19 protein-coding genes, 1 tRNA gene and 1 pseudogene are annotated in these 25,303 nt (G+C 68.0%); 15 read left to right on the top strand and 6 right to left on the bottom strand.

Features of this window, described 5'->3' with window-relative positions; all coding sequences use genetic code 11:
- Positions 1–261 precede the first annotated feature (261 nt).
- The 5 genes and pseudogenes from recG to gmk all read right to left on the bottom strand — a co-directional run bounded on the left by recG (position 262) and on the right by gmk (position 6,261).
- Positions 262–2,373, bottom strand: a complete 2,112-nt coding sequence (gene recG / locus AC5JLE_RS17625; protein ID WP_496065511.1) for an ATP-dependent DNA helicase RecG — start codon at positions 2,371–2,373, stop codon at positions 262–264.
- Positions 2,374–2,380: 7 nt separating this feature from the next.
- The gene (locus AC5JLE_RS17620; protein ID WP_005418954.1) at positions 2,381–2,767 is read right to left on the bottom strand and encodes a RidA family protein; all 387 of its coding nucleotides are present in this window, start codon (positions 2,765–2,767) and stop codon (positions 2,381–2,383) included.
- Positions 2,768–2,928: 161 nt separating this feature from the next.
- Positions 2,929–5,079 (bottom strand): annotated as a pseudogene (locus AC5JLE_RS17615) (RelA/SpoT family protein); the annotation flags it as partial.
- A 106-nt stretch (positions 5,080–5,185) separates the two neighbouring features.
- Positions 5,186–5,485: a DNA-directed RNA polymerase subunit omega gene (rpoZ, locus tag AC5JLE_RS17610; RefSeq protein WP_005410877.1), complete on the bottom strand. Its 300-nt coding sequence runs from the start codon at positions 5,483–5,485 to the stop codon at positions 5,186–5,188.
- 110 nt (positions 5,486–5,595) lie between these two features.
- Positions 5,596–6,261, bottom strand: a complete 666-nt coding sequence (gene gmk / locus AC5JLE_RS17605) for a guanylate kinase (RefSeq protein WP_496065510.1) — start codon at positions 6,259–6,261, stop codon at positions 5,596–5,598.
- A gap of 290 nt (positions 6,262–6,551) precedes the next feature.
- Here gmk and fdnG point away from each other — a divergent pair, with 290 nt between their 5' ends.
- From fdnG to selD, 8 genes are all read left to right on the top strand, one after another.
- On the top strand, positions 6,552–9,620 hold the full coding sequence (gene fdnG / locus AC5JLE_RS17600) for a formate dehydrogenase-N subunit alpha (RefSeq protein WP_152906956.1): 3,069 nt from the start codon (positions 6,552–6,554) through the stop codon (positions 9,618–9,620).
- Positions 9,621–9,630: 10 nt separating this feature from the next.
- Positions 9,631–10,548, top strand: coding sequence for a formate dehydrogenase subunit beta (gene fdxH / locus AC5JLE_RS17595; RefSeq protein ID WP_014648273.1), 918 nt, complete (start codon positions 9,631–9,633; stop codon positions 10,546–10,548).
- Positions 10,545–11,192 (top strand): formate dehydrogenase subunit gamma, encoded by a 648-nt coding sequence (locus AC5JLE_RS17590; RefSeq protein WP_100450557.1) that lies wholly within the window; start codon positions 10,545–10,547, stop codon positions 11,190–11,192. Before fdxH ends, AC5JLE_RS17590 begins: the two co-directional genes overlap by 4 nt.
- A 231-nt stretch (positions 11,193–11,423) precedes the next feature.
- A complete protein-coding gene (gene fdhE, locus AC5JLE_RS17585; protein WP_496065509.1) occupies positions 11,424–12,407 on the top strand; it encodes a formate dehydrogenase accessory protein FdhE in 984 nt (327 codons plus the stop codon).
- A gap of 3 nt (positions 12,408–12,410) precedes the next feature.
- Positions 12,411–13,835: an L-seryl-tRNA(Sec) selenium transferase gene (gene selA, locus AC5JLE_RS17580; RefSeq protein ID WP_496065508.1), complete on the top strand. Its 1,425-nt coding sequence runs from the start codon at positions 12,411–12,413 to the stop codon at positions 13,833–13,835.
- Positions 13,832–15,760 carry a selenocysteine-specific translation elongation factor gene (gene selB, locus AC5JLE_RS17575; protein ID WP_496065507.1) on the top strand — a complete coding sequence of 643 codons (1,929 nt, stop codon included), beginning with the start codon at positions 13,832–13,834 and terminating at the stop codon, positions 15,758–15,760. The genes selA and selB overlap by 4 nt, the downstream gene beginning before the upstream one ends.
- Positions 15,761–15,784: 24 nt before the next feature.
- Positions 15,785–15,880: transfer RNA gene (locus AC5JLE_RS17570), tRNA-Sec, on the top strand.
- A gap of 26 nt (positions 15,881–15,906) precedes the next feature.
- Positions 15,907–16,986 carry a selenide, water dikinase SelD gene (gene selD, locus AC5JLE_RS17565; protein WP_496065506.1) on the top strand — a complete coding sequence of 360 codons (1,080 nt, stop codon included), beginning with the start codon at positions 15,907–15,909 and terminating at the stop codon, positions 16,984–16,986.
- 57 nt (positions 16,987–17,043) lie between these two features.
- On the opposite strand, the gene AC5JLE_RS17560 is transcribed toward selD, so the two are convergent.
- Complete coding sequence (locus tag AC5JLE_RS17560; RefSeq protein WP_005410888.1) at positions 17,044–17,904, bottom strand: YicC/YloC family endoribonuclease; 861 nt, start codon at positions 17,902–17,904, stop codon at positions 17,044–17,046.
- A gap of 124 nt (positions 17,905–18,028) precedes the next feature.
- On the opposite strand from AC5JLE_RS17560, the gene rph reads away from it, so the two are divergent.
- The 7 genes from rph (at position 18,029) to pepQ (ending at position 25,240) form a co-directional block, all read left to right on the top strand.
- Positions 18,029–18,754 (top strand): ribonuclease PH, encoded by a 726-nt coding sequence (rph, locus tag AC5JLE_RS17555; protein WP_014648280.1) that lies wholly within the window; start codon positions 18,029–18,031, stop codon positions 18,752–18,754.
- Positions 18,751–19,140 (top strand): VOC family protein, encoded by a 390-nt coding sequence (locus tag AC5JLE_RS17550; RefSeq protein WP_099552963.1) that lies wholly within the window; start codon positions 18,751–18,753, stop codon positions 19,138–19,140. The genes rph and AC5JLE_RS17550 overlap by 4 nt, the downstream gene beginning before the upstream one ends.
- Positions 19,137–19,733 (top strand): RdgB/HAM1 family non-canonical purine NTP pyrophosphatase, encoded by a 597-nt coding sequence (gene rdgB / locus AC5JLE_RS17545; RefSeq protein ID WP_014648282.1) that lies wholly within the window; start codon positions 19,137–19,139, stop codon positions 19,731–19,733. The genes AC5JLE_RS17550 and rdgB overlap by 4 nt, the downstream gene beginning before the upstream one ends.
- A gap of 58 nt (positions 19,734–19,791) precedes the next feature.
- Positions 19,792–21,018: a radical SAM family heme chaperone HemW gene (gene hemW / locus AC5JLE_RS17540; RefSeq protein ID WP_496065505.1), complete on the top strand. Its 1,227-nt coding sequence runs from the start codon at positions 19,792–19,794 to the stop codon at positions 21,016–21,018.
- Positions 21,019–21,182: 164 nt separating this feature from the next.
- Entirely contained in the window at positions 21,183–23,462 is a 2,280-nt protein-coding gene (locus tag AC5JLE_RS17535) for a DUF1631 family protein (protein ID WP_496065504.1), read from the top strand.
- Entirely contained in the window at positions 23,459–23,833 is a 375-nt protein-coding gene (locus AC5JLE_RS17530) for a PilZ domain-containing protein (RefSeq protein WP_014648285.1), read from the top strand. The genes AC5JLE_RS17535 and AC5JLE_RS17530 overlap by 4 nt, the downstream gene beginning before the upstream one ends.
- A 75-nt stretch (positions 23,834–23,908) precedes the next feature.
- A complete protein-coding gene (gene pepQ, locus AC5JLE_RS17525) occupies positions 23,909–25,240 on the top strand; it encodes a Xaa-Pro dipeptidase (RefSeq protein ID WP_241884243.1) in 1,332 nt (443 codons plus the stop codon).
- Positions 25,241–25,303: the final 63 nt, after the last annotated feature.

The following is a 25,303-nucleotide window of genomic DNA, read 5'->3' as shown; positions in this document are numbered from 1 at the left end:
GTTCGGCAGGGCTGCGCCCTGCACCCGCGGTAGTGCCGGCCGCTGGCCGGCAACTTCAACAGCAACGTCAAAAACGGGTTTCCCGCGGATGGCGGGGAAGAGCTCTCTGTAGAGTCGAGCCATGCTCGACTCCCGCGCGCAGCGCGCACGGCAGCCGAGCGTGGGCTCGGCTCTACAGTAGATCCACGCCGTGCGTGGATGAGCGTGCCGGAAATGGGGTCAGAGGCCATTGCTGCGCAAAGGGCTCTGACCCCAGGGTGCTTACGCCGAGGCGTAGCGCACGGCGGTGCCGATCCATCGCTGCACCACCCGATCGGCCAGTGCAGGCTGCTGCTCCAGCAGGCGCTCGGCCAGTGCGTGCACGCCGGGCAGCAGCCCGGCGTCGCGGGCCAGGTCGGCGATGCGGAAACCGGCCAGGCCGGTCTGGCGGGTGCCCAGCAGCTCGCCGGGGCCGCGCAGTTCCAGATCCTTCTCCGCGATGACGAACCCATCGTTGGTTTCGCGCATGGTCTGCAGGCGCTCGCGCGCCATCTGCGAAAGCGGAGCCTGGTACAGCAGCACGCAGCGCGACACCGCCGAACCACGGCCGACGCGGCCGCGCAGCTGGTGCAGCTGGGCCAGGCCGAGGCGCTCGGCGTTCTCGATCACCATCAGCGAAGCATTCGGTACGTCCACACCCACTTCGATGACCGTGGTCGCGACCAGCAGGTCGATCTCGCCGGCCTTGAAGGCCACCATCGTCGCCAGCTTCTCGGCCGCTTTCAGCCGCCCGTGCACCAGCCCCACGCGCACGCCGGGCAGCAGTGCCTGCAGCGATTCGTAGGTGGCCTGCGCCGGAGTGGCATCCAGCTCTTCGCTTTCCTCGATCAGCGTGCACACCCAGTAGACCTGCCGCCCTTCCTGGCAGGCCAGCGCGATGCGCTCGATCAGCTCCGGGCGGCGGTCATTGTTGAGGGCGACGGTCTGTACCGGCGTGCGGCCCGGCGGCAGCTCGTCGATGGCCGACACATCCAGGTCCGCGTATTCGGACATCGCCAGCGTGCGCGGAATCGGCGTGGCGGTCATCACCAGCTGGTGCGGCACGCTGTTGCCACCCGCGCCCTTGTCGCGCAGCGCCAAGCGCTGGTGCACGCCGAAGCGGTGCTGCTCGTCGACGATGGCCAGAGCCAGATCCTGGAACACCACCGCCTCCTGCATCAGCGCGTGGGTACCCACCACCACCTGCGCTTCACCGCTGGCGACCTGCGCCATCACCTTGGCGCGTGCCTTGCCGGTGACCTTGCCGGCCAGCCAGGCGATACGCACATCGAGCGGCTCCAGCCAGCCGCGCAGGTTGTTGAGATGCTGTTCGGCCAGCAGTTCGGTGGGCGCTGCCAATGCGACCTGCTTGCCCTGCTCCACCGCCAGCATCGCCGCCAGTGCGGCCACCACGGTCTTGCCGGAACCGACGTCGCCCTGCACCAGCCGCAGCATCGGGCTGGGGCGCGCGAGGTCTTCACGGATCTGCTTGAACACGCGCGCCTGCGCGCCGGTGAGCGCGAACGGCAGCTGCTTCAGCAGCGCCTTGGCCAACTTGCCAGGACCAGCCAGCGGCGGCGCATGGTGTGCCTGCAAGGCAATGCGCTGGCGACGCAGGCTGAGGTGGTGGGCCAGCAGTTCTTCCATCGCCAGGCGGCGCTGCGCCGGGTGGGTGCCGGCGGCCAGCGCGGCGAGGTCGGCATCCGGCGGTGGCCGGTGCACGGTCAGCAGCGCGCTGCGCAGCGACGGCAGGCCCAGGCCATCGAGCCAACCGCTGGGCAGCAGTTCCAGCGTGCTCTCCTCGGGCAGGCGATCCAGGGCCTGGCCGATCAGCTTGCGCATCGTCATCGGGCCCACGCCTTCGACGGTGGGATACACCGGGTCGAGGCGGTCGCCGAGTTCGGGATCATCGTTGCGGCCCAGCACCTGGTAGCTGGGATGGACGATTTCCAGGCCGAGGTGGCCGGGCTTGGGCGTGCCGAAGCAGCGCAGCCGGTTGCCGACCGCGAACTGGCCGACCTGCTGCTGGCGGAAATGGAAGAAGCGCAGCACCAGGGTGCCCTGCCCTTCGTCCTCCACCGCGACCTTCAGCATCGGTCGATAGCGCATGCCGCGCTCGACCGCGACCACCCGCCCTTCCACCTGCGCCGGCACGCCGTTGCGCAGGTCTTCGATGCGGGTCAGCCGGGTCCGGTCTTCATAGCGCAGGGGCAGGTGAAGCCAGAGATCCTGCAGGGTGGCCAGGCCACGCGCCTGCAGTTTGGCGGCCACGGCCGGACCGACGCCGGCGAGCATCGCCAGGGATGCTTCGCCGGACGGTGACAGGACCGGGGTGACCGCCGCCTTGCGTGCCACGTGGTGGTCAGTCGATGACCATCACCGCGTCGACCTCGAAGCTGGCGCCCTTCGGCAGGCCGGAGACTTCGATGGTGGAACGGGCCGGGTACGGGGCCTGGAAGTAGTCCTGCATGACCGCGTTGACCTTGGCGAACTCGCCCAGGTCGGTCAGGTACAGGCCCAGACGCACGACCTTGTCCAGCGAGCCGCCGGCGGCTTCGGCCACGGCCTTGAGGTTGTCGAAGGCGCGACGGGCCTGCGCTTCGACGTCGCCAGCGCCGACGATGTCGCCGGTGGCCGGGTCAAGCGGGATCTGGCCGGAGAAGTACACGGTGTTGCCGGCGCGCACGGCCTGCGAGTACGGGCCGATGGCGGCGGGGGCCTTTTCGGTGTTGATGATCTGGCGGGACATGGGTCGCTCCGGTGCTTTGGGGGAAAACAGAGCGGTGATTGTACCGGGTGGGCGCGGCATCGGCTGGGGGTCGGATCCGTTTCCCGGCGGGAAACGGATGCGACCCCGGGTGTCGTGTTCGCGGAAAGTGAAACACGCATGGCGTGGGCGGCGGGGGGGCGTAGCGTCTGGGCGGGCGGCTGGCGGGGGGGGCGGCGCATCACTTCGGCCAGGTGGTTGCGGTCGCGCACCTGGATGTTGAACGCCAGCACGGCGGCGTTGAAATCGCGATCCAGGTAGTCCACGCGCTCGATGTTGGAGTGGCTCTGCGCGATGGCAGCGGCCAGCTGTGCCAGCACGCCGGTGCCGTTCTCCACTTCCACCACCAGCGAGGTGTCGTAGTCGCCGGAGACGGTGGTGTCCCAGCCGATCGGCACCCAGCGCTCGGGCGACTTGCGCAGCTCGGCCAGGTTCGGGCAGTCCATGCGGTGCACCACGATGCCCTTGCCGGCGGTGTGGTAGCCCATGATCTCGTCGCCGGGAATCGGCTGGCAGCAGCCGGCGAAGGTGACCACGCCACGCTCGCTGCCGTTGATCAGGATCTTTTCCTGCGAGTGGTGGCGCGAATGCGGGCCGCCACGCAGTTCGGCGTAGGCCATCAGCGCCTGCGCGGCCTGGGTCGGCATCCAGTTGCCCAGCGCGACCTCGGCCAGCAGGGCTTCCAGGCGCGGGAAGCGGTGTTCGGCCAGGAACGCATCCAGACGCCCCTTCGGCAGCCGCTCCAGCGACGAATCCATCGCCTCCAGCGCACGGTCGAGCATGCGGTGGCCCAGCTGCACGGCATCCTCGTGCTCCAGCTGCTTGAGCTGGTGGCGGATGGCGGTGCGCGCCTTGCTGGTAACCACGAATTCCAGCCACTGCGGTTTCGGCGTGGCCGAGCGTGCGGTGATGATCTCCACCGACTGCCCCGACACCAGCTTGGTGCGCAGCGGCACCAGTTTCTTGTCCACGCGCGAGGCCACCGCCATGTTGCCGACGTCGGTATGCACGGCGTAGGCGAAATCGAGCGCGGTGGAATTGCGCGGCAGGGCCAGGATCTTGCCCTTCGGGGTGAACAGGTAGACCTCGTCCGGGAACAGGTCGACCTTGACGTTGTCCAGGAACTCCAGCGAGGAACCGGCGGCACGCTGCGAGTCGATCAGCTCGACGATCCACGCGTGGGCACGGCTCTGTGCGCTGTTGGGCGAATCGCCGCCGAACTTGTAGGTCCAGTGCGCGGCCACGCCGCGTTCGGCGATCAGGTCCATTTCCTCGGTACGGATCTGCACTTCGATCGGCGAGCCATACGGCCCGAACAGCACCGTGTGCAGCGACTGGTAACCGTTGGCCTTGGGAATGGCGATGAAGTCGCGGAAGCGGCCATCCAGCGGCTTGAAGGTGGCATGCACCGAACCCAGCGCGTGGTAGCAGCTGGGCACGCTGCGCACGACCAGGCGGAAGCCGAACACATCCATCACCTGGTCGAAGGATTTGTTCTCGTCGCGCATCTTGTTGTAGATGCTCCACGGGGTCTTGATGCGGCTGATCAGCCGATGCTCGATCCCCTCCTTGGCCAGGCGCTGCGACAGCTGCACTTCCACCTGCGCCATCGCCTCGCGACGCACCACCGGCTGGCTGCGGATGTGTTTCTCGATGATGGCGTGGCGCCACGGGTACAGCGCCTTGAAACCGAGGTTCTGCAGCTCGCTCTTGACCAGGCTCATGCCCAGGCGCTGGGCGATGGGCGCGTAGATCTCCAGCGTCTCGCGGGCGATGCGGCCGCGCGCTTCGCGGCTCTGCGCACCCAGCGTGCGCATGTTGTGCAGGCGGTCGGCCAGCTTGATCATGATCACGCGCAGGTCGCGCGACATCGCCAGCAGCATCTTGCGGAAGCTCTCGGCGGCCGCCTCCTGGCGGTCGCGGAACTTCAGCTTGTCCAGCTTGGTGACGCCGTCGACCAGTTCGGCCACGGCTTCGCCGAACTCGGCGGCCAGCGCCTCGCGGGTCAGCGGCGTGTCTTCGATGGTGTCGTGCAGGATCGCGGCGATCAGCGCTTCCACGTCCAGGCCGAGCTCGGCCAGCACCTGGGCCACCGCCACCGGGTGGGTGATATAGGGCTCACCCGACTTGCGCGTCTGCCCAGCGTGCGCGGAGGCTCCGACTTCCCAGGCACGGCGCAACAGCGGCAGCTGTTCCGGCGGCAGGTAATGGGCGGCGCGTTCAAGCTGGAGGACGTAGTCGGGTACGGCGGCAGTGGGGGCTGCGGCGACCTTGGCAGTGGGGCCTGGGTTCATGCCCGCAGCCTATTCCAGCGCGACGTTTACGGCAAATCCTGAATGCGAAACAGCCCGCACGGGGCGGGCTGTTCGGTGTATCCAACGATTACGTTGATCGATGCGATCAATCGTCGTTCTTGGACATGTCTTCGTCAGCGACCACTTCGGCGGCAGCCCACTCCAGCGCTTCGCGCTCGGCGCGCTCACGCTCGGCCTTCTCGACTTCGTCGATCAGCGCGTTGTCGATCTTGCGGGCGGCGATTTCGCGCAGCGCCAGCACGGTCGGCTTGTCCTCGGTCTCGCTGTTGTCCAGCGTGGCCTGCACGCCGTTGGCGAGCTGGCGGGCACGCTTGGATGCCATCATGACCAGTTCGAAACGGTTGTTAACGACTTCCAGGCAATCTTCTACGGTGATGCGGGCCATACGGGCTCCCGGCGACCGGTCGGCCGCTCAGTCGAATGAGGGAAAGGGGACGGAGTGTACTGGCAGGGGCTGGACAAAATCAAGCCAACCCCTACCCGATTCTTTTGGAATCAGTCAGTTGCGCCCGGATCGGGAGTCAGCAGGGCCTGGATCAGGCCGGCGTGGCGGACCTTCTGGGCCTCCCGGCGCAGGCGGCTGGCGGTGAAGATGGCGCACAACTCGTCCACGGCGGTGTCGAACACCTCGTTGACGATGACGTAGTCGAACTCGTTGAAGTGCAGCATTTCATCGCGCGCCGCGCCCAGGCGCTGGGCGATGACCGCCTCGCTGTCCTGGCCGCGCTTGCGCATGCGATCCTGCAGGGCCTGCCTGGACGGCGGCAGGATGAACACGGTGACCGTGCCCGGCACGAGCTGGCGCACCTGCTGCGCGCCCTGCCAGTCGATTTCCAGCAGCACGTCCTGGCCGGCGGCCAGCTGCGGCTCCACCGACTGCCGGCCCGTGCCCTTCCAGTCGCCGTGCACCCAGGCATGCTCGAAGAAGTCGCCAGCGGCGATCATTTCCTCGAACTTTTCCGCAGAGACGAAATGGTAGTGCTGGCCGTTCACCTCACCCGGGCGCATCGCGCGCGAGGTGAAGGAGATCGACAGCGCGATCTGCGGGTCACGCGCCAGGGTGGCATTGACGATGCTGCTCTTGCCGGCGCCGGAGGGGGCGGCAACGATGTACAGCGTGCCGCGCGCAACGGCGTCCGACGGCTTCGACGGGGCGCTCATGCGGGGGATCCAACGGGTTGATTTCGCAAAATTTTTCCTCGGTGTTCCAGATCCGGCGCGGAGGATCGCGCCAGGACGGCGGGGGCTGCGCGGAACATCCTGGAACCAGGCCCGGCAGACGCTTCCCCGGGGGGCGGGCACGCAACTTTACCAGAGCGGCCCCGTTGCGCGCCCGTCCGGCAGGCGCCGGGCCTTGTGCCACATGGACATCCGGGGGCCTGTGCTATAACCGGGCCGTACCCAACGACAGCCCGGAGGCCTGCGCCTCCCCGCCATCCCAGGAGAACGGCATGCCATCGATGAGCCGCCGCCAGTTCCTGAAAGTGACCGGGACAACCCTGGTCGGCTCCAGCCTGGCATTGATGGGCTTCGCGCCCGGCATCGCGCTCGCGGAGGTCAGGCAGTACAAGCTGACCCGCGCGACCGAGACCCGCAACACCTGTACCTACTGTTCGGTGGCCTGCGGCATCCTGATGTACAGCCTCGGCGATGGTGCCAAGAACGCCGAGCCGAGCATCTTCCATATCGAAGGCGACCCGGACCATCCGGTCAACCGCGGCACGCTGTGCCCGAAGGGCGCCGGCCTGGCCGACATCATCCACAGCAAGTCGCGCCTGCTCTACCCCGAGTACCGCGCGCCGGGCTCGAACGAGTGGAAGCGGCTGAGCTGGGACGATGCGCTGGACCGCATCGCGCGGCTGATGAAGGAAGACCGCGATGCCAACTTCGTGCAGAAGAACGAGGCCGGGCAGACGGTCAACCGCTGGCTGACCACCGGCATGCTGGCGGCCTCGGCCACCAGCAATGAAACTGCGGTGCTGACCCACAAGGTCGTCCGCTCCCTTGGCATGCTGGCATTCGACAACCAGGCACGTGTCTGACACGGCCCGACGGTGGCAGGTCTTGCCCCGACGCTAGGCCGTGGTGCGATGACGAACCACTGGGTCGACATCAAGAATGCCGACCTGATCCTGATCATGGGTGGCAATGCCGCCGAGGCGCACCCGTGCGGGTTCAAATGGGTGACCGAGGCCAAGGCACACAACAAGGCCCGGCTGATCGTGGTCGATCCGCGCTTCAACCGCTCGGCCGCGGTGGCCGACGTGTACGCGCCGATCCGCACCGGTACCGATATCGTGTTCCTGGGCGGCCTGATCAACTACCTGCTGACCGAGGACCGCATCCAGCACGAGTACGTGCTGAACTACACCGACATGCCGTTCCTGGTGAAGGACGAATTCGCCTTCAAGGACGGCCTGTATTCGGGTTACAACGAAGAGAAGCGCAGCTACGACCGTTCCAGCTGGGACTACGCCTACGGTGACGACGGCTACGTACGCAGCGACCCGACGCTGAAGGACCCGCGCTGCGTCTACAACCTGCTGAAACAACACTACGCGCGCTACACCGTGGAGATGGTCGAGCGCATCTGCGGCACGCCGGCCGACAGCATCCGCCAGATCTGGGACATGATCGCGTCCACCGCCGGCAAGGACAAGGCGATGACCATCCTGTACGCGCTGGGATGGACGCAGCACTCGATCGGCGCACAGAACGTGCGTGCCGGCACCATGGTGCAGCTGCTGCTGGGCAACATCGGCGTGGCCGGTGGCGGCATGAACGCGCTGCGCGGGCATTCCAACATCCAGGGCCTGACCGACATCGGCCTGATGTCCGACCTGCTGCCCGGCTACCTGACGCTGCCGAGGCAGGACGAGCAGGACTACGACGCCTACATCGCCAAGCGCACGCAGAAGCCGCTGCGCGCCAACCAGATGTCGTTCTGGCAGAACTATCCGAAGTTCCACGTCAGCCTGATGAAATCGTGGTGGGGCGATGCCGCCACCGCCGACAACAACTGGTGCTTCGATTACCTGCCCAAGCTCGACAAGCCGTACGACATGCTGCAGGCGTACGAGCTGATGAACGAGGGCAAGATCCACGGCTACATCTGCCAGGGTTTCAACCCGCTGGCCTCGGCGCCTAACAAGGGCAAGCTGATCAGCGCGTTCTCCAAGCTGAAGTTCATGGTCAGCATGGACCCGCTGGAAACCGAGACCATCGCCTTCTGGCAGAACCACGGCGCGTTGAACGACGTCGACCCGAGCACGATCCAGACCGAAGTATTCCGCCTGCCCACCACGTCCTTCGCCGAGGAGAACGGCGCGGTGGTGAACTCCTCGCGCTGGCTGCAGTGGCACTGGAAGGGCGCCAATCCGCCGGGTGAAGCGCGCAGCGACATCGAGATCATGTCCGAGCTGTTCCATCGCATCAAGGCGATGTACGAGAAGGACGGCGGTGCGTGGTGGGAGCCGGTGCGCGACCTGGCCTGGAAGTATTCCAACCCGGAGCTGCCGACGCCGGAAGAGCTGGCGATGGAATACAACGGCAAGGCGCTGGCCGACGTGTTCGATCCGAAGGACCCGACCAGGCTGGTGCGCAAGGCCGGCGAGCAGCTGGCCGCATTCGGCGACCTGCGCGACGATGGCAGCACCGCGTCGGGCTGCTGGATCTACATCGGTGCCTGGGGCCCGACCGGCAACATGATGGCGCGGCGTGACAACAGCGACCCCACCGGCATCGGCAACACGCTGGGCTGGGCCTGGGCGTGGCCGGCCAATCGCCGCGTGATGTACAACCGCGCGTCGTGCGACGTGGCCGGCCAGCCGTTCGACCCGCGCCGCACGCTGCTGGCCTGGAACGGCAAGAACTGGGGCAGCGTGGACGTACCGGACTTCAAGGCCGACGAAGATCCCGCCGGCGGGATGGGCCCGTTCATCATGAACCCGGAAGGCATCGCCCGCTTCTTCGCCAAGGCCGGCATGGCCGAAGGGCCGTTCCCGGAGCACTACGAGCCATTCGACACGCCACTGCGCAGCAATCCGCTCAGCCCCGGCCAGGCACTGACGCTGAACAACCCGGCCGCCCGCGTATTCGCCAGCGATCGCGCACAGATCGGTTCGCCGGACGAGTTCCCGCATGTGGCCACCACCTACCGCCTGACCGAGCACTTCCACTTCTGGACCAAGCACGGCAAGTTGAACGCCATCATCCAGCCCGAGCAGTTCGTCGAGATCGGCGCGGCCCTGGCCGACGAGCTGGGCATCAGCAACGGCAGCCGTGTGCGGGTCAGTTCCAAGCGTGGACACATCGAAGCGGTGGCGATGGTGACCAAGCGCATCAAGGCCCTGCAGATCGATGGCCGGACCGTGCACCAGGTGGGCGTGCCGATCCACTGGGGCTTCCTCGGTGCGGCCAAGCCCGGATACATCGCCAACACGCTGACCAACGCCATCGGTGACGGCAACTCGCAGACGCCCGAATCGAAGTGCATCCTGGTCAAGGTCGAGAAGGTGTAGGAGACACGCCATGTCACTGCAATCGCTGGACATCATCCGCCGCTCGGCCACCACCACGCCCTCGCCGGAAGCGCGCGGTGCGCACACCGGCCAGGTCGCCAAGCTGATCGATGTGAGCAAATGCATCGGCTGCAAGGCCTGCCAGGTCGCCTGCATGGAATGGAACGACCTGCGCGACGAGGTCGGCAGCTGCGTTGGCAGCTATGACAACCCGCCCGACCTGAGCGACCAGTCGTGGACGGTGATGAAGTTCCGCGAGTACGAGGACGAGAAGGGCAAGCTGGAGTGGCTGATCCGCAAGGAGGGCTGCATGCACTGCAGCGACCCGGGCTGCCTGAAGGCCTGCCCGTCGCCGGGCGCGATCATCCAGTACGCCAACGGCATCGTCGACTTCCAGGAAGAGAACTGCATCGGCTGCGGCTACTGCGTGACCGGTTGCCCGTTCGACGTGCCGCGCATTTCCAAGAAGGACCACAAGGCCTACAAGTGCACGCTGTGTTCGGACCGGGTGGCGGTAGGCCAGGAACCGGCCTGCGTGAAGACCTGCCCGACCGGGGCGATCACCTTCGGCAGCAAGCAGGCGATGACCGAGCACGCGGCCGGCCGCGTGGAAGACCTGAAATCGCGCGGCTACGGGAACGCCGGCCTGTACGACCCGCAGGGCGTGGGTGGCACCCACGTGATGTACGTGCTGCAGCATGTGGACAAGCCGGAGCTGTATGCCGACCTGCCCAAGGACCCGCGGATCAGCCCGATGGTGGAAGTCTGGAAGGGCGTGGCCAAGCCGCTGGGCGTGCTGGCGATCGCCGCCACCGCCTTCGCCGGCTTCCTGCATTACATCGGCATCGGCCGCAACACGGTCAATGACGAGGAAGAAGAGGAAGCCGAACACGAGGCGAAGAAGATCGAAGAGGAGCAGCGGCCATGAAGTACGCCCCGCACCCGCGGCAGATCATCCGCTACCGCGCACCGACCCGCATCAACCACTGGATCGTGGCGATCTGCTTCGTGCTGACCGCGCTGTCCGGGCTGGCGCTGTTCCACCCTGCCCTGTTCCCGTTGACCCAGCTGTTCGGTGGCGGCCCGTGGACGCGCATCCTGCATCCGTTCATCGGGCTGGCCATGGTGGTGGGCTTTGCGCTGCTGGCGTTCCGCATGTGGCGCGACAATCTGCCGACCGCCGACGATCGCGCATGGATGCGCGGCATGCGCGATGTACTGCGCAACGAGGATGAGAAGCTGCCGCCGGTGGGCCGTTTCAATGCCGGCCAGAAGCTCCTGTTCTGGGCGATCATTGGTTGCCTGTCGGCACTGCTGCTGACCGGCTTCGTGATCTGGCGGCAATACTTCAGCCATCTCTTCCCGATCGGGCTGATCCGCTTCTCGGTGCTGGCCCATGCGTTGTTCGGTTGGGTGCTGGTGTGCGCGATCGTGGTGCACATCTATGCGGCGCTCTGGATCAAGGGCTCGGTGCGGGCGATGACCCAGGGCAAGGTGACCTATGGGTGGGCGTACAAGCACCACCGGCAGTGGTTCCGCGACATCCTGCGCGGACGTCGGGAAGAGGGATAACGGCTGGGCCTGCGGCCCTGCACCTGCAGAGGCGCCTTCGACAGTTCCCCGGTGCTTTTGGTAGGTGTCGACCTTGGTCGACACGATGAACACGGCAACAACCGATGGGGTCAGATCCGTTTTCCTGTGGAAAACGGATCTGACCCCGACCATTTCAAATGGCCTACAGTGCGCTGGACGCCAGCGCTGACAACGGCGAGGATGGAGGCTGGTTCTTCTGGCTGGCCCTGCATGGCGCAACGCATCCTTGAACCCGGTGAGATCGAGACGCTCGCCTCGCGCGACGTGCCGCGCATCATCCTGCCTGATACCGGGTCGCTGTTCGCCACACGCGCGGCGCGCCTGCGCAGCCTGGCCGCGCACAGCGCCATCGGCGGTTACCTGCAGCTGCTGGCGGCATTGGCCGACGCACAGCAGGCGCTGCTGGAGGAATTGACACCCCAGCAACGCGAGGCGCTGCAGGACCACGCGCGCGCGCAGCAGTCCAGCGCGGCCGCCAGTGCCGGCATGCCGTTGCGGCCCGCCAACACGCTTCATCTGGACGGGCGCTGGCGCGACTGGCTGCGCACGCTGTGCCGGCACTGCGCCGACGAAGCGGGGCTACCGGCGGAAACACGGCAGGAATTGCTGCGCGTCGCCGCCGCCGACGACACCTGGCTGGATGCGCAGGCCCACGCCGTGCTGGAACGCGATGACGCGCCCCCGGTCGACGCGGTCGCTGCGCTGCTGGTGATGAACGCGTTGCAGGTGTATTGGGCAGTACTGGCGGCCAGCTTCCGCCCCAGCGACCTGAAGCCGCTGGCCGATGCGCCAGGGCTGTGCCCGCTGTGCGGCACCCTGCCGGTGGCCAGCGTGGTGCAGGCCCGCCCGCCCTATGCCTCCTACCGCTACCTGTCGTGCTCGTTGTGCGCCTGCCAGTGGCACTACGTGCGCGTGCAGTGCAGCCAGTGTGGCGCCGCTGGCAAGGACATCGCCTATCGCGCCCTGGCTGATGCCGACGGCGATACCGGCCAGGCGGTGCGCGAGAGCGCGGTACGTGCAGAAACCTGCGACCACTGCCACAGCTACCGCAAGATCCTGTATCTGGAAAAAGATCCGTCGCTGGAACCGGTGGCTGATGACCTTGGCACGCTGGCGCTGGACCTGCTGCTGGGCGAGGAAGGCTACGCGCGAGCCAGCCAGAATCCGCTGCTGTGGCAATCCGACGACGACTGACCGATGCCACGCACCTCCGCCGCCCCGGCATCGGCCGCCGCCCTGCCCTCGCTGGACAAGCTGCTGCGCCTGCCGGTGCTGTCGGCACTGATCGAAGATCACGGCCGCAGCCGCATCACCCAGTTGCTGCGCGTACATCTGCAGGCGCTGCGTGAGCGCATCAGTGCCACGCAGCTCTCGGCCGAGCAGTTGCATCAGGCCATTGAAGGCCCGGCACTGGTCGCGGCGCTCGATGCCGCACTCATCGCCGATGCACGGCTGAACCTGCAGCCGATGTTCAACCTGACCGGCACCGTGCTGCATACCAACCTGGGTCGCGCCCTGCTGCCCGAGGCCGCGGTGCAGGCCGTCACCCGCGCGATGGCCGCACCGGTTGACTTGGAATTCGACATCACCCGCGGCCGCCGCGGCGACCGCGATGCACGGGTGCAGGCGCTGGTCTGCGAGCTGACCGGTGCCGAAGCCGCCACCGTGGTCAACAACAATGCGGCGGCGGTCCTGCTGCTGCTCAACAGCCTGGCCAACCGCCGCGAGGTGGTGGTGTCGCGCGGCGAACTGGTGGAGATCGGCGGTGCCTTCCGCATTCCCGATGTGATGCGCAGCGCCGGCGCGCGGCTGGTGGAAGTGGGTACAACCAATCGTACCCATCCCGCCGATTTCACCCATGCCATCGGCGCGCGCACCGCGCTGCTGATGGAAGTGCATGCCAGCAACTACGCGATCACCGGCTTCACCGCCAAGGTCAACACCGCGGCGATGGCAGCCATCGCGCACGACCATGGCCTGCCGCTGGTGGTGGACCTGGGCAGTGGCAGCCTGTGCGACCTGGCGGCCTTCGGCCTGCCGCACGAGCCGACCGTGCAGGAAACGCTGGCGGCGGGCGCCGATCTGGTCTCGTTCAGTGGCGACAAGCTGCTGGGCGGGCCGCAGGCCGGCATCATCGCCGGCCGCGCCGACCTGATCGCGCGGATCAACCGCAACCCGCTCAAGCGCGCGCTGCGCATGGACAAGATGGGCCTGGCCGCGCTGGCGGCGGTGCTGGCCCTGTACCGCGAGCCGGAACTGTTGGCCCAACGACTGCCGACGCTGCGTACGCTCTCGCGGACACAGGATGACATGGATGCGCAGGCCCAGCGCCTGCTGCCGCCGATGCGCTCGGCGCTGCCGGCCGGCTACATGCTTGAACAGGCACGGATGCACAGCCAGATCGGCAGTGGTGCGCAGCCACAGGCGCAGCTCGGCAGTGCCGGCCTGCGCATCACCACTGCGCAACGCGGCGGCCTGGACCGCCTGGCCAAGCGCCTGCGCCAGCTGCCGCGACCGGTGCTGGGCCGCATCGGCGAGGACGCATTGTGGCTGGACCTGCGTTGCCTGGAACCGTCCGACGAAGCGGACTTCCTCGCCCAGTGGGGCGCGCTGCAACCATGATCGTCGGCACCGCCGGGCATATCGACCATGGCAAGACGCGCCTGGTGCGGGCACTGACCGGCATCGAAACCGATCGCCTGCAGGAAGAGCGCACGCGCGGCATTTCCATTGAACTGGGCTATGCCTATGTCCCGGTGGACGGCTCAGTTGGAGACGCGTCGGCGACGCTGGGTTTCGTCGACGTGCCAGGCCATGAACGCTTCGTGCATACGATGGTGGCTGGTGCTACCGGCATCGACATGGCGCTGCTGGTGATTGCCGCCGACGACGGTGTGATGCCACAGACCCGCGAGCACTTGGCGATCCTGCAGCTGCTGGGCGTGGATCGCGGCGCAGTGGCGCTCACCAAGATCGACCGGGTGGACGCCGCGCGCATGGCCCAGGTCGAGACCGAGATCGCTGCACTGCTGGCCGGCACGCCGCTGCAGGATGCGCCGGTGTTCGCCTGCAACAGCACTTCCCCCGATGACGCAGGCATCAACGCCCTGCGCACCCACCTGCACGCATGGGCCGCCGGCGATGCCAACGCGCGCCAGGCCGCGCTGCGCAGCGAGCTGTTCCGCATGCCGGTGGACCGCGTGTTCTCGCTGGCCGGCCACGGCACATTGGCGACCGGCGCGGTACATGGCGGTGTCGCCGCGGTGGGCGAGCATCTGCAGCTGATGCCGGCCGCCACTGAAGTGCGCATACGCAGCATCCACGCGCAGAACCAGGCCAGCGAACACGCGATGGCCGGACAGCGCTGCGCGTTGAACCTGGCCGCCATCGCCCGCGACGAGATTCATCGTGGCGACTGGATTGCCGACCCGCGCGCGCTGCTGGCCACCACCCGCGTCGATGTGCGCCTGCGCCTGTCCGCACGGGCAGCACCACTGCGCGCCTGGGCACCCCTGCACATCCACTGGGGCACGATGCACCGGCAGGCCCATGTGGTGCTGCTGGAGGACCGTGACCAAGGTGATGGGCAGTTGGTGCAGCTGGTGTTCGATGCACCGGTCTGTGCGATGTGTGGTGATCGCTTCATCGCCCGCGATTCCGCCGCGACCCACACGCTGGGCGGTGGCGTCGCGCTCGACCCGGACCCGCCACAGCGGCGCCGGCGCAGCCCGGCACGGCTCGCCTGGCTGGGCGCACTGGAGCAGCTGGCCACAGGTGCGGGAATCGGCCCGCTGTTGCAGCAGGCGCCCTTCGGCATTGCCATGGCCGCGCTGCAACGCTACTGCCGGCGCGCGGCCGACCGGATCGATCTTCCTCCAGACGCACAGCGCATCATCACCCGCGAGGACACGGTGGTCATCCTTGCCTCGCACTGGCAGGTGCTGCGCGAGCAGGTGATCACATCGCTGCATAGCTGGCATGAGCGACGCCCGGACGAACCCGGTGTCGACAGCGGGCGCCTGCAACGCAGCACCCTGCCCGCGCTTGCGACGGGGCTCTGGAATGCGCTGCTGCAGGACCTGCTGGACGACGGCAGCGTGCAACGCGTGGGCGCCTGGTGGCGCCTGCCCGGCCATGACCATGCGCCACCGGAACGCGAGCGCCTGCTGCTGGAACGCGTGCTGCCGCAACTGCACGCCGGTGGCTTCGATCCGCCGTGGGTGCGTACTCTGGCCGCCGACTTCGGACTGACCGAAGACGATGTCCGCGCCGTCCTGCGCCGCGCCGCCGCACGTGGCGAACTGTTCCAGGTGGTGCCGGACCTGTTCTATGCACCCGCGCGCATTGCGGAACTCGCCGCGATGGTCGCGCAGCTGTCACAGGCCAGCGGCGCGGTGGATGCGGCGGCCTTCCGCGATGCCATCGGCCTGGGCCGCAAACGCAGCATCCAGATCTTGGAGTTCTTCAATCGCGTTGGCTACACTCGACGCGTCGGTGACCAGCATCGGCCGCGCGGCGACTTGCAGTGGAACGCAGCCCGCGACTGAGCCCACCGGTACCGCCGTACTTTCGGAAGGCATGCGCATCCGGGCATGTGGCTGGGCTTCAAACCCAGTAGGGGGCGTCGATCGTTCCCTGGTAGGTTCGACTCCTGCTGCCTTCCGCCATTCGTGTTTCCGCAGGAGATGTCGGCATGGCCACGCACGCGCAGTCACCCGCCCCATCAACGGCCGATGCCCCGCAACGACTGACCTCTCTCGCGCATGGCGGCGGCTGCGGCTGCAAGATCGCGCCGGGCGTGCTGAGCGAACTGCTGCGCGGCGTTCCAGCACTTCCCGCACCGGCCGAACTGCTGGTTGGCCGCGAGACCAGCGACGACGCCGCGGTGTACCGCCTCGATGACCGGCAGGCAATCGTCGCCACCACCGATTTCTTCATGCCCATTGTCGACGACCCGTTCGACTTCGGCCGCATCGCCGCCACCAACGCGTTGTCGGACCTGTACGCGATGGGCGCGCGGCCGCTGTTCGCGCTGGCCATCGTCGGCATGCCGATCAACACCCTGCCGCAGGACACCATCCGCGGCATCCTGCAGGGCGGCGAGCGTGCCTGCGCCGACGCCGGCATCGTGGTGGCCGGCGGCCACAGCATCGATTCGGTGGAACCGATCTACGGCCTGGCCGCGATCGGCGTGCTCGATCCGCAGCGGCTCAAGCGCAATGCCGATGCCCGCGCCGGCGATGTGCTGGTGCTGGGCAAGCCGTTGGGCGTGGGCGTGTACTCGTCGGCGCTGAAGAAAGAAGTGCTGGATGCAGAGGGCTACCGGCAGATGATCGCGTCGACCACCCGCCTGAACAGCGTGGGCGTGCCGCTGGCCGCGCTGGACGGCGTGCACGCGATGACCGACGTCACCGGCTTCGGCCTGCTCGGCCACCTGCTGGAAGTATGCCGCGCCAGCGGCGTCGCCGCCGAAGTGGACAGTGCAAAGGTGCCGCTGCTGCCGCAGGCGCTGGAGCTGCAGCAGCGCGGCTGCGTGACCGGCGCCTCCAACCGCAACTGGGCCTCGTACGGCGCCGAAGTGCGCTTCGCCGAGCGCTTGGCCGGCCACTGGCAGCCACTGCTGACCGATCCGCAGACCAGTGGCGGGCTGTTGGTGTCCTGCGCCCCGGAGGCAGCGAATGCGGTGCTGGCCTGCTTCCACGACGCAGGGTTCGGCCAGGCGGCCGTGGTCGGGCGATTGGGTGAAGGGGCGCCGGGCGTCAGCGTGCGCTGATGCGCTGGAACGACAAGGGCGCCCGAAGGCGCCCCTGCTGTATCGCTGCACGCAACATCATTCGATGTTCTGCACCTGCTCGCGGATCTGGTCGATCAGCACCTTCAGCTCCACCGCGGCATTGGACGTGCGGCTGTCCACCGACTTCGAGCCCAGCGTATTGGCTTCGCGGTTGAACTCCTGCAGCAGGAAGTCCAGGCGGCGACCGACCGGCTCGCGCTGCTTGAGCACGCGGCGGATCTCGACGATGTGGCTGCCGAGGCGGTCCAGCTCTTCATCCACGTCCAGCTTCTGCAGCCACAGGACCAGCTCCTGCTCCGCACGGCCCGGGTCGACCGGGTGCGGCAGGTCAGCCAGACGGGCGGCCAGCTTGGCGCGCTGGCCGTCGCGAATGGCCGGAATCAAGGTGCGCACTTCGGTGGCGATGCGTTCGATGCCGTCCACGCGTTCGCTGATGGCCGCAGCCAGCTTGCCGCCTTCGCGCTCACGCGCTTCGACGAAGCCGTCCAGCACCTGGTCCAGCAGGGCCAGCGCCTCGACCTGCAGGGCGGCGGCATCCGTTGCCTCGCCGCGGGTCACGCCCGGCAACTGCAGCAGATCGGTGAAGCTGACCTGCAGGTTCGGGAAATCGGAGGTCAGGCGGTGGGCCAGGCGGCCCAGCTGGCCCAGCAGGGCCTCGTCCACCTGCAGGTTGGCAGCCGCCTCCGGCGCGCGCAGGCGCATCACCAGATCCAGCTTGCCGCGGCTCAGGCGCGCGGCGATACGCTCGCGCAGCTGCGGTTCGAGCGCCCGCAGTTCCTCGGGCAGGCGGGTGCCGACCTCCAGGAAGCGGTGGTTGACCGAGCGCAGCTCGCAGCCCAGCGTGCCCCACGGGGTGACCCGCTCGCCGCCGGCATAGGCGGTCATGCTTCGAATCATGGAATGTGTCCGGTGCGTGCAAAGGGGGAATGGTACCCTAGCGCCCTCACCAGAGCCCCCTTGCCCGCCCCGTGAAGGCCGCGGGCGTGGCGGCGTACTCCCTCGCCATTACGGAACCCGCACCATGTCCGACTCCCGCCCCAGCGGCCGCCAGCCCGACCAGCTCCGCCCGGTCGTCATCCAACGCGGCTTCACCCGCCACGCCGAAGGTTCGGTGCTGGTGTGCTTCGGCGAAACCCGCGTGCTGTGCACCGCCAGCGTCGAGAACCGCGTGCCGGGCTTCTTGCGCGGCAAGGGCGAAGGCTGGGTCACCGCCGAGTACGGCATGCTGCCGCGCGCCACCCATACCCGCAGCGACCGCGAAGCGGCCCGTGGCAAGCAGGGCGGTCGCACGCTGGAGATCCAGCGCCTGATCGGCCGCAGCCTGCGTGCCTGCGTGGACCGCAATGCGCTGGGCGAACGCACCATCACCCTCGACTGCGACGTGCTGCAGGCCGACGGTGGCACCCGCACCGCCGCCATCACCGGCGCCTATGTGGCCCTGGTCGATGCGGTGAACGTGCTGATGAAGCGTGGCGACATCAAGCGCAACCCGGTCCTGGGCGCAGTTGCAGCAGTGTCGGTGGGCGTGTACCGCGGCACCCCGGTGCTGGACCTGGACTACGCCGAAGACAGCGACTGCGACACCGACATGAACGTGGTGATGAACGACGGTGGCGGCTTCATCGAGCTGCAGGGCACCGCCGAAGGCCACGCCTTCCGTCGCGATGAACTGGACGCGCTGCTGGGCCTGGCCGAGAAGGGCGTGGCCGAGCTGCTGGCCGCGCAGCAGGCGGCGCTGTCGGCATGAACCGGCGCATCGCCCTGACCACCCTGGTGGTGGCCGACTATGACGAAGCCATTGCCTGGTACACCGGCAAGCTCGGCTTCGCATTGCTCGAAGACATCGACCAGGGGCACAAGCGCTGGGTGGTGGTCGGCCCGACCGACGGCAGCGCCGCCGCCCTGCTGCTGGCCCGTGCCAGCGACGAGGAACAGCGCAGCCGCATCGGCAACCAGACCGGTGGCCGCGTCGGCTTCTTCCTCAACACCGACGACTTCCACCGCGACCACGCGGCGATGCTGGCCGCCGGCGTCGAGTTCCTGGAAGCACCGCGCGAAGAACCCTATGCAACGGTCGCGGTATTCCGCGACCTGTATGGCAACACCTGGGACCTGTTGGAGCCCCGTCAATGAAGAAACTGGTACTGGCCAGCCACAATGCCGGCAAGCTGGTGGAGATGCAGGAGATCCTCGCCGACCTGCCGCTGCAGATCACCTCGGCCGCCGAGCTGGGCCTGGGCGACGTGGAAGAGACCGGCCTGACCTTCGTCGAGAACGCGCTGCTGAAGGCACGCGCCGCCTGCGAAGCGACCGGCCTGCCGGCGCTGGCCGATGATTCCGGCCTGATCGTCGATGCCCTGGGTGGTGCACCGGGCCTGTACAGCGCGCGCTATGCCGGCCACCCGACCAACGCCGCTGCCAACAACGCCAAGCTGCTGGACGCGATGGCCGGTGTTCCCGATGGCCAGCGCAGTGCCCGCTTCTATGCGGTGATCGTGCTGCTGCGCCACGCCACCGACCCGCAGCCGCTGATCTGCGAAGGCCGCTGGGAAGGGCAGATCATCCGTGAGCTGCGTGGCACGAATGGTTTCGGCTACAACCCGGTGTTCCTGGACACCACCCACGGCCTGACCGCCGCGGAAATGGAGCCGGCGCTGAAGAACGCCATCAGCCACCGTGCCATTGCCCTGCAGCAGCTCAAGCAACAGCTGGCGACGCTGTACTGACGCCCGACCTGATCGAACCAGGGAAGCCGGCCAACGGCCGGCACTACCGATGAAGCCCATGCCGCACGCCCACGACCACTGCAACCACCTGCCCGGCGAAGCCTGCTCCGCTGACCACGACAGCCCGCCGCGGCTGGTGCCGCCACCGCTGTCGCTGTACGTGCACCTGCCGTGGTGCGTGCGCAAATGCCCGTACTGCGATTTCAATTCGCACCAGGCCAAGGGCGAGTTGCCGTTCGAGGCCTACATCGATGCACTGCTGCGCGACCTGGACCAGGACCTGCCGCTGGTCTGGGGCCGGGTGGTGCACAGCGTGTTCTTCGGCGGCGGTACGCCCAGCCTGTTCCCGCCGGAGGCGATCGACCGCTTCCTGCAGCAGGCCAGCGCGCGCCTGCGCTTTGCCCCCAATGCCGAGATCACCCTGGAAACCAACCCGGGCACCGCCGAGCATGGCCGTTTCGACCGCTACCGCGCGGCCGGCGTGAACCGCCTCAGCTTCGGCATCCAGAGTTTCGACGATGCCATGCTCAAGCGCCTCGGCCGCATCCACGACAGTGGCGAAGCCGAGCGCGCGGTGAAGATGGCGCAGGACGCGGGCTACGACAATTTCAACATCGACCTGATGTATGCGCTGCCGGAACAGACCCTGGCCGGCGCCGAGGCCGACCTGGAGCGTGCGTTCGCGCTGCAGCCGGCGCACATCTCGCACTACCAGCTGACCCTGGAACCGAACACGGTGTTCTTCGCGCGGCCGCCGCAGGGCATTCCCGACGAAGACAACGCCTGGGACATGCAGGAACACTGCCAGGCATTGCTGGCACAGGCTGGTTTCGGCCAGTACGAGGTCAGCGCCTATGCGCGCCCCGGCCGGCAAAGCGCGCACAACCTGAACTACTGGCGTTTCGGCGATTACCTGGGCATCGGTGCCGGTGCGCACGGCAAGATCAGCTCGGGCGCCGAAGAACACGTGCTGCGCCGCTGGAAGCTGAAGCATCCGCAGGCCTACCTGGACAGCGCTGGCACGCCGGCCTCTTTCGGGGGTGACGATGTGATCGCAGCCGAGCGCCTGCCGTTCGAGTACATGCTCAACCTGCTACGCCTGCACGAAGGGTTCGGCCTTCGCGATTTCGAGTCGCGCACCGGGCTGCCGCGCGGCGTGCTGGACGCTCCGTTGGCCGAGGCCGTCCAGCGCGGCTGGCTGGAGGTGGCGGAGGGTCATGTGCAGCCGACCGAGCTGGGCCGCCGGTTCACCAACGATGTGGTGAGCCTGTTCCTGGAGGAATAAGCCTTCCGCCATACCGGGTAGTGCCGGCCGCTGGCCGGCACTACCGTTCATCCGTCGGCCCTGCCCGATGAACGTGAGACACGTTCAGCCTAAAGTAGCGCCGACTGCGGCCGACACGGTAGATTCACAGGATCGATCCGCGGGAATCCGGGTACCGCTCGCCGATGTCAGCTGTCTTTTCCATCACCTCTGCCGACAAAGCACGCCTGGCCGCCAGCGACCTGCCATCGCGGGTGCGTGAACTGCTGGGTGCGTTGATCGGCCTGTGCCGGCAAACGCTGGCCGCGCCCCTGATCCTGACCGTCGAAGCGCTGGAGCAGACGCTGCTGCACGACGCCGACCGTGCACGCAATCCGATGCAGCAGGCGGACCTGATGGCCCAGCGTGGCCAGCTGCACGCCTTCGCCGGCCATTTCGCCGACCGCATGCTCGATGCCGTGGCCGAAGCGCTGGCGGGCCTGCGCGAGCCGTGCACCGCCGCTGCGGCCCCTGCTTCGCCGCCGCCGCTACCGGGCGCGCTCGGCCTGTCGCTGGTCGATGAGCACGAGGTGGATCGCGACCTGCTGCTGACCGAAATGATCCGGCGCGAGACCCTGCGTTCAACCAATACGTTGAACCTGCTGGGACAGCGCCTGGGCGTGCTCGCGGCGGCGCCGGCGTTCGAGGCCGACACCCTGCCACTGGCACCGCAGGCCCTGTGCGCGATGGTGCGCCGGATCGCCGAACAGGACGCCCTTGGCGTGGAGGTGCAGCTTGCGCTGTACCGCAGCTTCGAGCGGCAGGTGCTGGAACGCCTGGGCGATGTGCTGGACCGCGCCAATGCGCTGCTGGCCCAGCATGGCGTGCTGCCGGGCCTGGTCTACACCCCGTACCTGGCACGCTCGTCGAGCACCCGGCGGATCATCACCCAGTCGGTGGGCGGCGGCCGCACGACCCAGCCTGCCAAGCGTTCCGCCGCGCCGTTGACCGGCTGGAACGGCTCCGCTCCGGCCGGTTCCTGGTCGAACCTGGTGCAGGACGCATTCAACGACGCGGGTACGCCGGGCGCAGCCACCGCTGGCGTGACCACGTCCACCGGCAGTGCGCTGCATGAATTGCTGCAGCAGGCCCGCCATGCCACTGCCCCTCCTGCGGACACCGCCGCCGTGCCCAGTGCGGCCGTCGATGCGGTCCTCGCGCGGCTGCAAGCCCAGTCCAGCGCGGCCACCGGCGTCGCCGACCTGCAGGCCGCGGTGGTCGCCCAGCTGCGCAGCGAGCACGGCGCGCAGGCCCAGCTGGGCGGCCACGACCGCGACAACCTCGACCTGCTGCGCCTGCTGATGCAGCAGGTGCAGCAACAGCAGCGCCCCGACCCGGTGCCGGCCGCCCTGCTGGCGCGCCTGCAGGTACCGCTGGCACGTGCGGCGATGGCCGACCCCGGCTTCTTCGTGCGCGACGAACACCCTGCACGCGAACTGCTCAACCAGATTGCCGAAGTCGGCGCCAACTGGCTGGGCGACGATGATGTGGACCCCCAGCTGCTGCAGCGCATGGCGCAGAGCGTGCAGGGTCTGCTCGGCCAGGATGCACGCTCGCCCGAGGCCTTCGCCACCGCCAACGAGGACGTGCAGCAGCATCAGCGCGCGGCGGCCCATCGCGCCGAACTGGCCGAGCGCCGCCACGTCGAGGCCGCGCGTGGCAAGGAACGGCTGGAACTGGCGCGTCGCCAGGCCAATGCGCAGATCGACCAGTGCTGCGACACACAGGCGCCGCCGCGCTTCGTGCAGACCCTGCTGCGCCAGGCCTGGGCCGATGCACTCACCCTCACCCGCCTGCGCCATGGCGACGATTCGCCGCAGTGGCAGGAACGCCTGCTACAGACCGAGCGCATCGCCGCGGTGACCGCGCAGGCCGTCGATGCCAACGGTGGCACCGATGCGGTGCTGGCCAGCGAGGTGGAATCGGCGCTCGTGCAGGTCGGCTATCACGCCGAGGAAGCCGCCGCCGTTGCGCGCCGCCTGGCCACGCCAGGAGGCGAGGATGAAAGCACCTCGCGCACCGAGCTCAGTGCGCGCCTGAAGGCACGTGCACGACTGGGCGAACATGCTGCCAGCGGCAGCGCCGACGCCCCGCGCACGCCGCGCAGCAGCGCCGAAGAGGCGGCCTACCAGCAGCTCGTGACCCTGCCCTTTGGCAGCTGGTTCGACATCGACAACGGTGACGGCACCCTGCGCCGCCAGCGCCTGTCCTGGTACAGCCTGCTGACCGGCCACGCCCTGTTCGTCAACCCGCGCGGGCAGAAGATCGCCGATACCGACCTTGATACGCTGGCCCGGCAGATCAGCGCCGGACGTGCGCAGCTGGTCACCGAAGACAAGGGGCGGCTGGTCGATCGCGCATGGCAGGCCAGCCTCGGTGCGCTGCGTGCGCTGGCCGGCGGCCGTTACAAGGAGGCGTCCGTTTGAACGTGCAACCGCCGCAGGACACCCGCCGCGCGCCGCGTCGCCAGGTCTCGGACCTGGTACCGGTCACCGACCAGATGCGCGAATGCGTGGTGGGCCGGCTCGGCAATGTCTCCGAGACTGGCATGTTGATGCTCGCCAGCACCCCGCTGCGCGAGGACGCGCTGTACCAGTTCCGCTTCCCGTTGCCGATCGGTGACGGCCGCCACGAGGCCATTGACGTGGGCGTGCACCTGCTGTGGAGCGAGCCGGCGCATGTGCCCGGCCAGAGCTGGACCGGCTTCCGCTTCCTCACCCTGTCACGCGAACATCGGCAGCTGCTGCGCCAGTGGATAGGCGAAGACAGCGACGAGGCACCGGTTTCGACGGCCTGAGTGCCGGTTCCAGCACAGCGGTTTTTCCCGGTATGCGGCAGAATCTAGGGCCGTTTTCCGTGTCGAGCCACCGCAATGATCCAGCAAGACCCCGGCGCCCTGTACCCCGACCACCTGGCCGTGCTGTGCCGACGTGCCGAACAGGCGCTGGCCCGCGGCGGCTTCGACCATCTGGTCGTGCCCAGCGGCACCCTGCACTACCAGGTGTTCGACGATCGCGACTACCCGTACGCGGTCAATCCGCAGTTCAAGGCCTGGCTGCCGCTGACCCGGGTGCCCAACAGCTGGATCGTGTTCACCCCGGGCAAGCGCCCGGCGGTGATCTTCCACCAGCCCTTCGATTACTGGCACGTGGTACCGGATGCCCCCAGCGGCTGGTGGGTGGAGCACTTCGACATCCACATCATCCGCAAGCCCGAAGAGGCGCTGGCCCTGCTGCCGGCCGCCCCGTCGCGCTGTGCGATCCTCGGCGAGCCGCAGAGCGCGCTGTGCAGCTACGTGCCGAACAACCCGGCACCGGTGGTGAACTACCTGGAATGGCACCGCGGCAGCAAGACGCCGTATGAGATCGCGCTGATGCGCCAGGCGCAGGTGCTGGGCGTGCGCGGCCACCGCGCCGCCGAAGCCGCGTTCCGCAACGGCGCCGACGAATTCAGCATCCACATGGCGTACTGCCAGGCAGTGGGCCAGGATGCCAACGAGCTGCCCTACGGCAACATCGTGGCGCTCAATGAACATGCCGCCGTGCTGCATTACACCGAGCTGGGCCGCAAGGCGCCGCAGCCGCTGCGCAGCTTCCTGATCGATGCAGGCGCCAGCGCGCACGGCTACGCCAGCGACATCACCCGTACCTACGCCGCGCAGGGCCACGACGAATTCGCTGCGATGATTGCTGCCGTCGACGCCGCCCAGCAGCAGATGTGCGCAGCGGTGCGCCCGGGCTTCGACTACAGGCAGCTGCACGTGGACGCACATCTTTCGCTGATGGGCGTGCTGAAGGACTTCGGCGTGATCAAGGTCTCGCCGCAGACCGCGCTGGAGACCGGCGTCAGCGCCGCGTTCTTCCCGCACGGCATCGGCCACCTGATCGGCCTGCAGGTGCACGACGTGGCCGGTTTCGCGGCCAGCGACGAGGGCGGCCGCATCGAGCGCCCGGCGGGCCACCCGTACCTGCGCCTGACCCGCGTACTGCAACCGGGCATGGTGGTGACCATTGAACCGGGCCTGTACTTCATCGACATGCTGTTGAACGAAGTGAAGGATGCCGGCCATGGTGATGCGATCAACTGGGACCGCGTGGATTTCTTCCGTCCGTATGGTGGCATCCGCATTGAAGACGAAGTGCTGTGCACCGAGGGCGAGGCGGACAACCTGACGCGGCCGGCGTTTGCGGCGGCGAACGGCTGAGCCCCTCGTGGTTGGGCGCTGATATCAAAGGCCGCGCTTGGCCGGGCGGGGTGGGTTCGCGGG

Source organism: Stenotrophomonas sp., from assembly GCF_059505245.1.
This window is presented reverse-complemented; position numbering and strand designations above follow the sequence as displayed.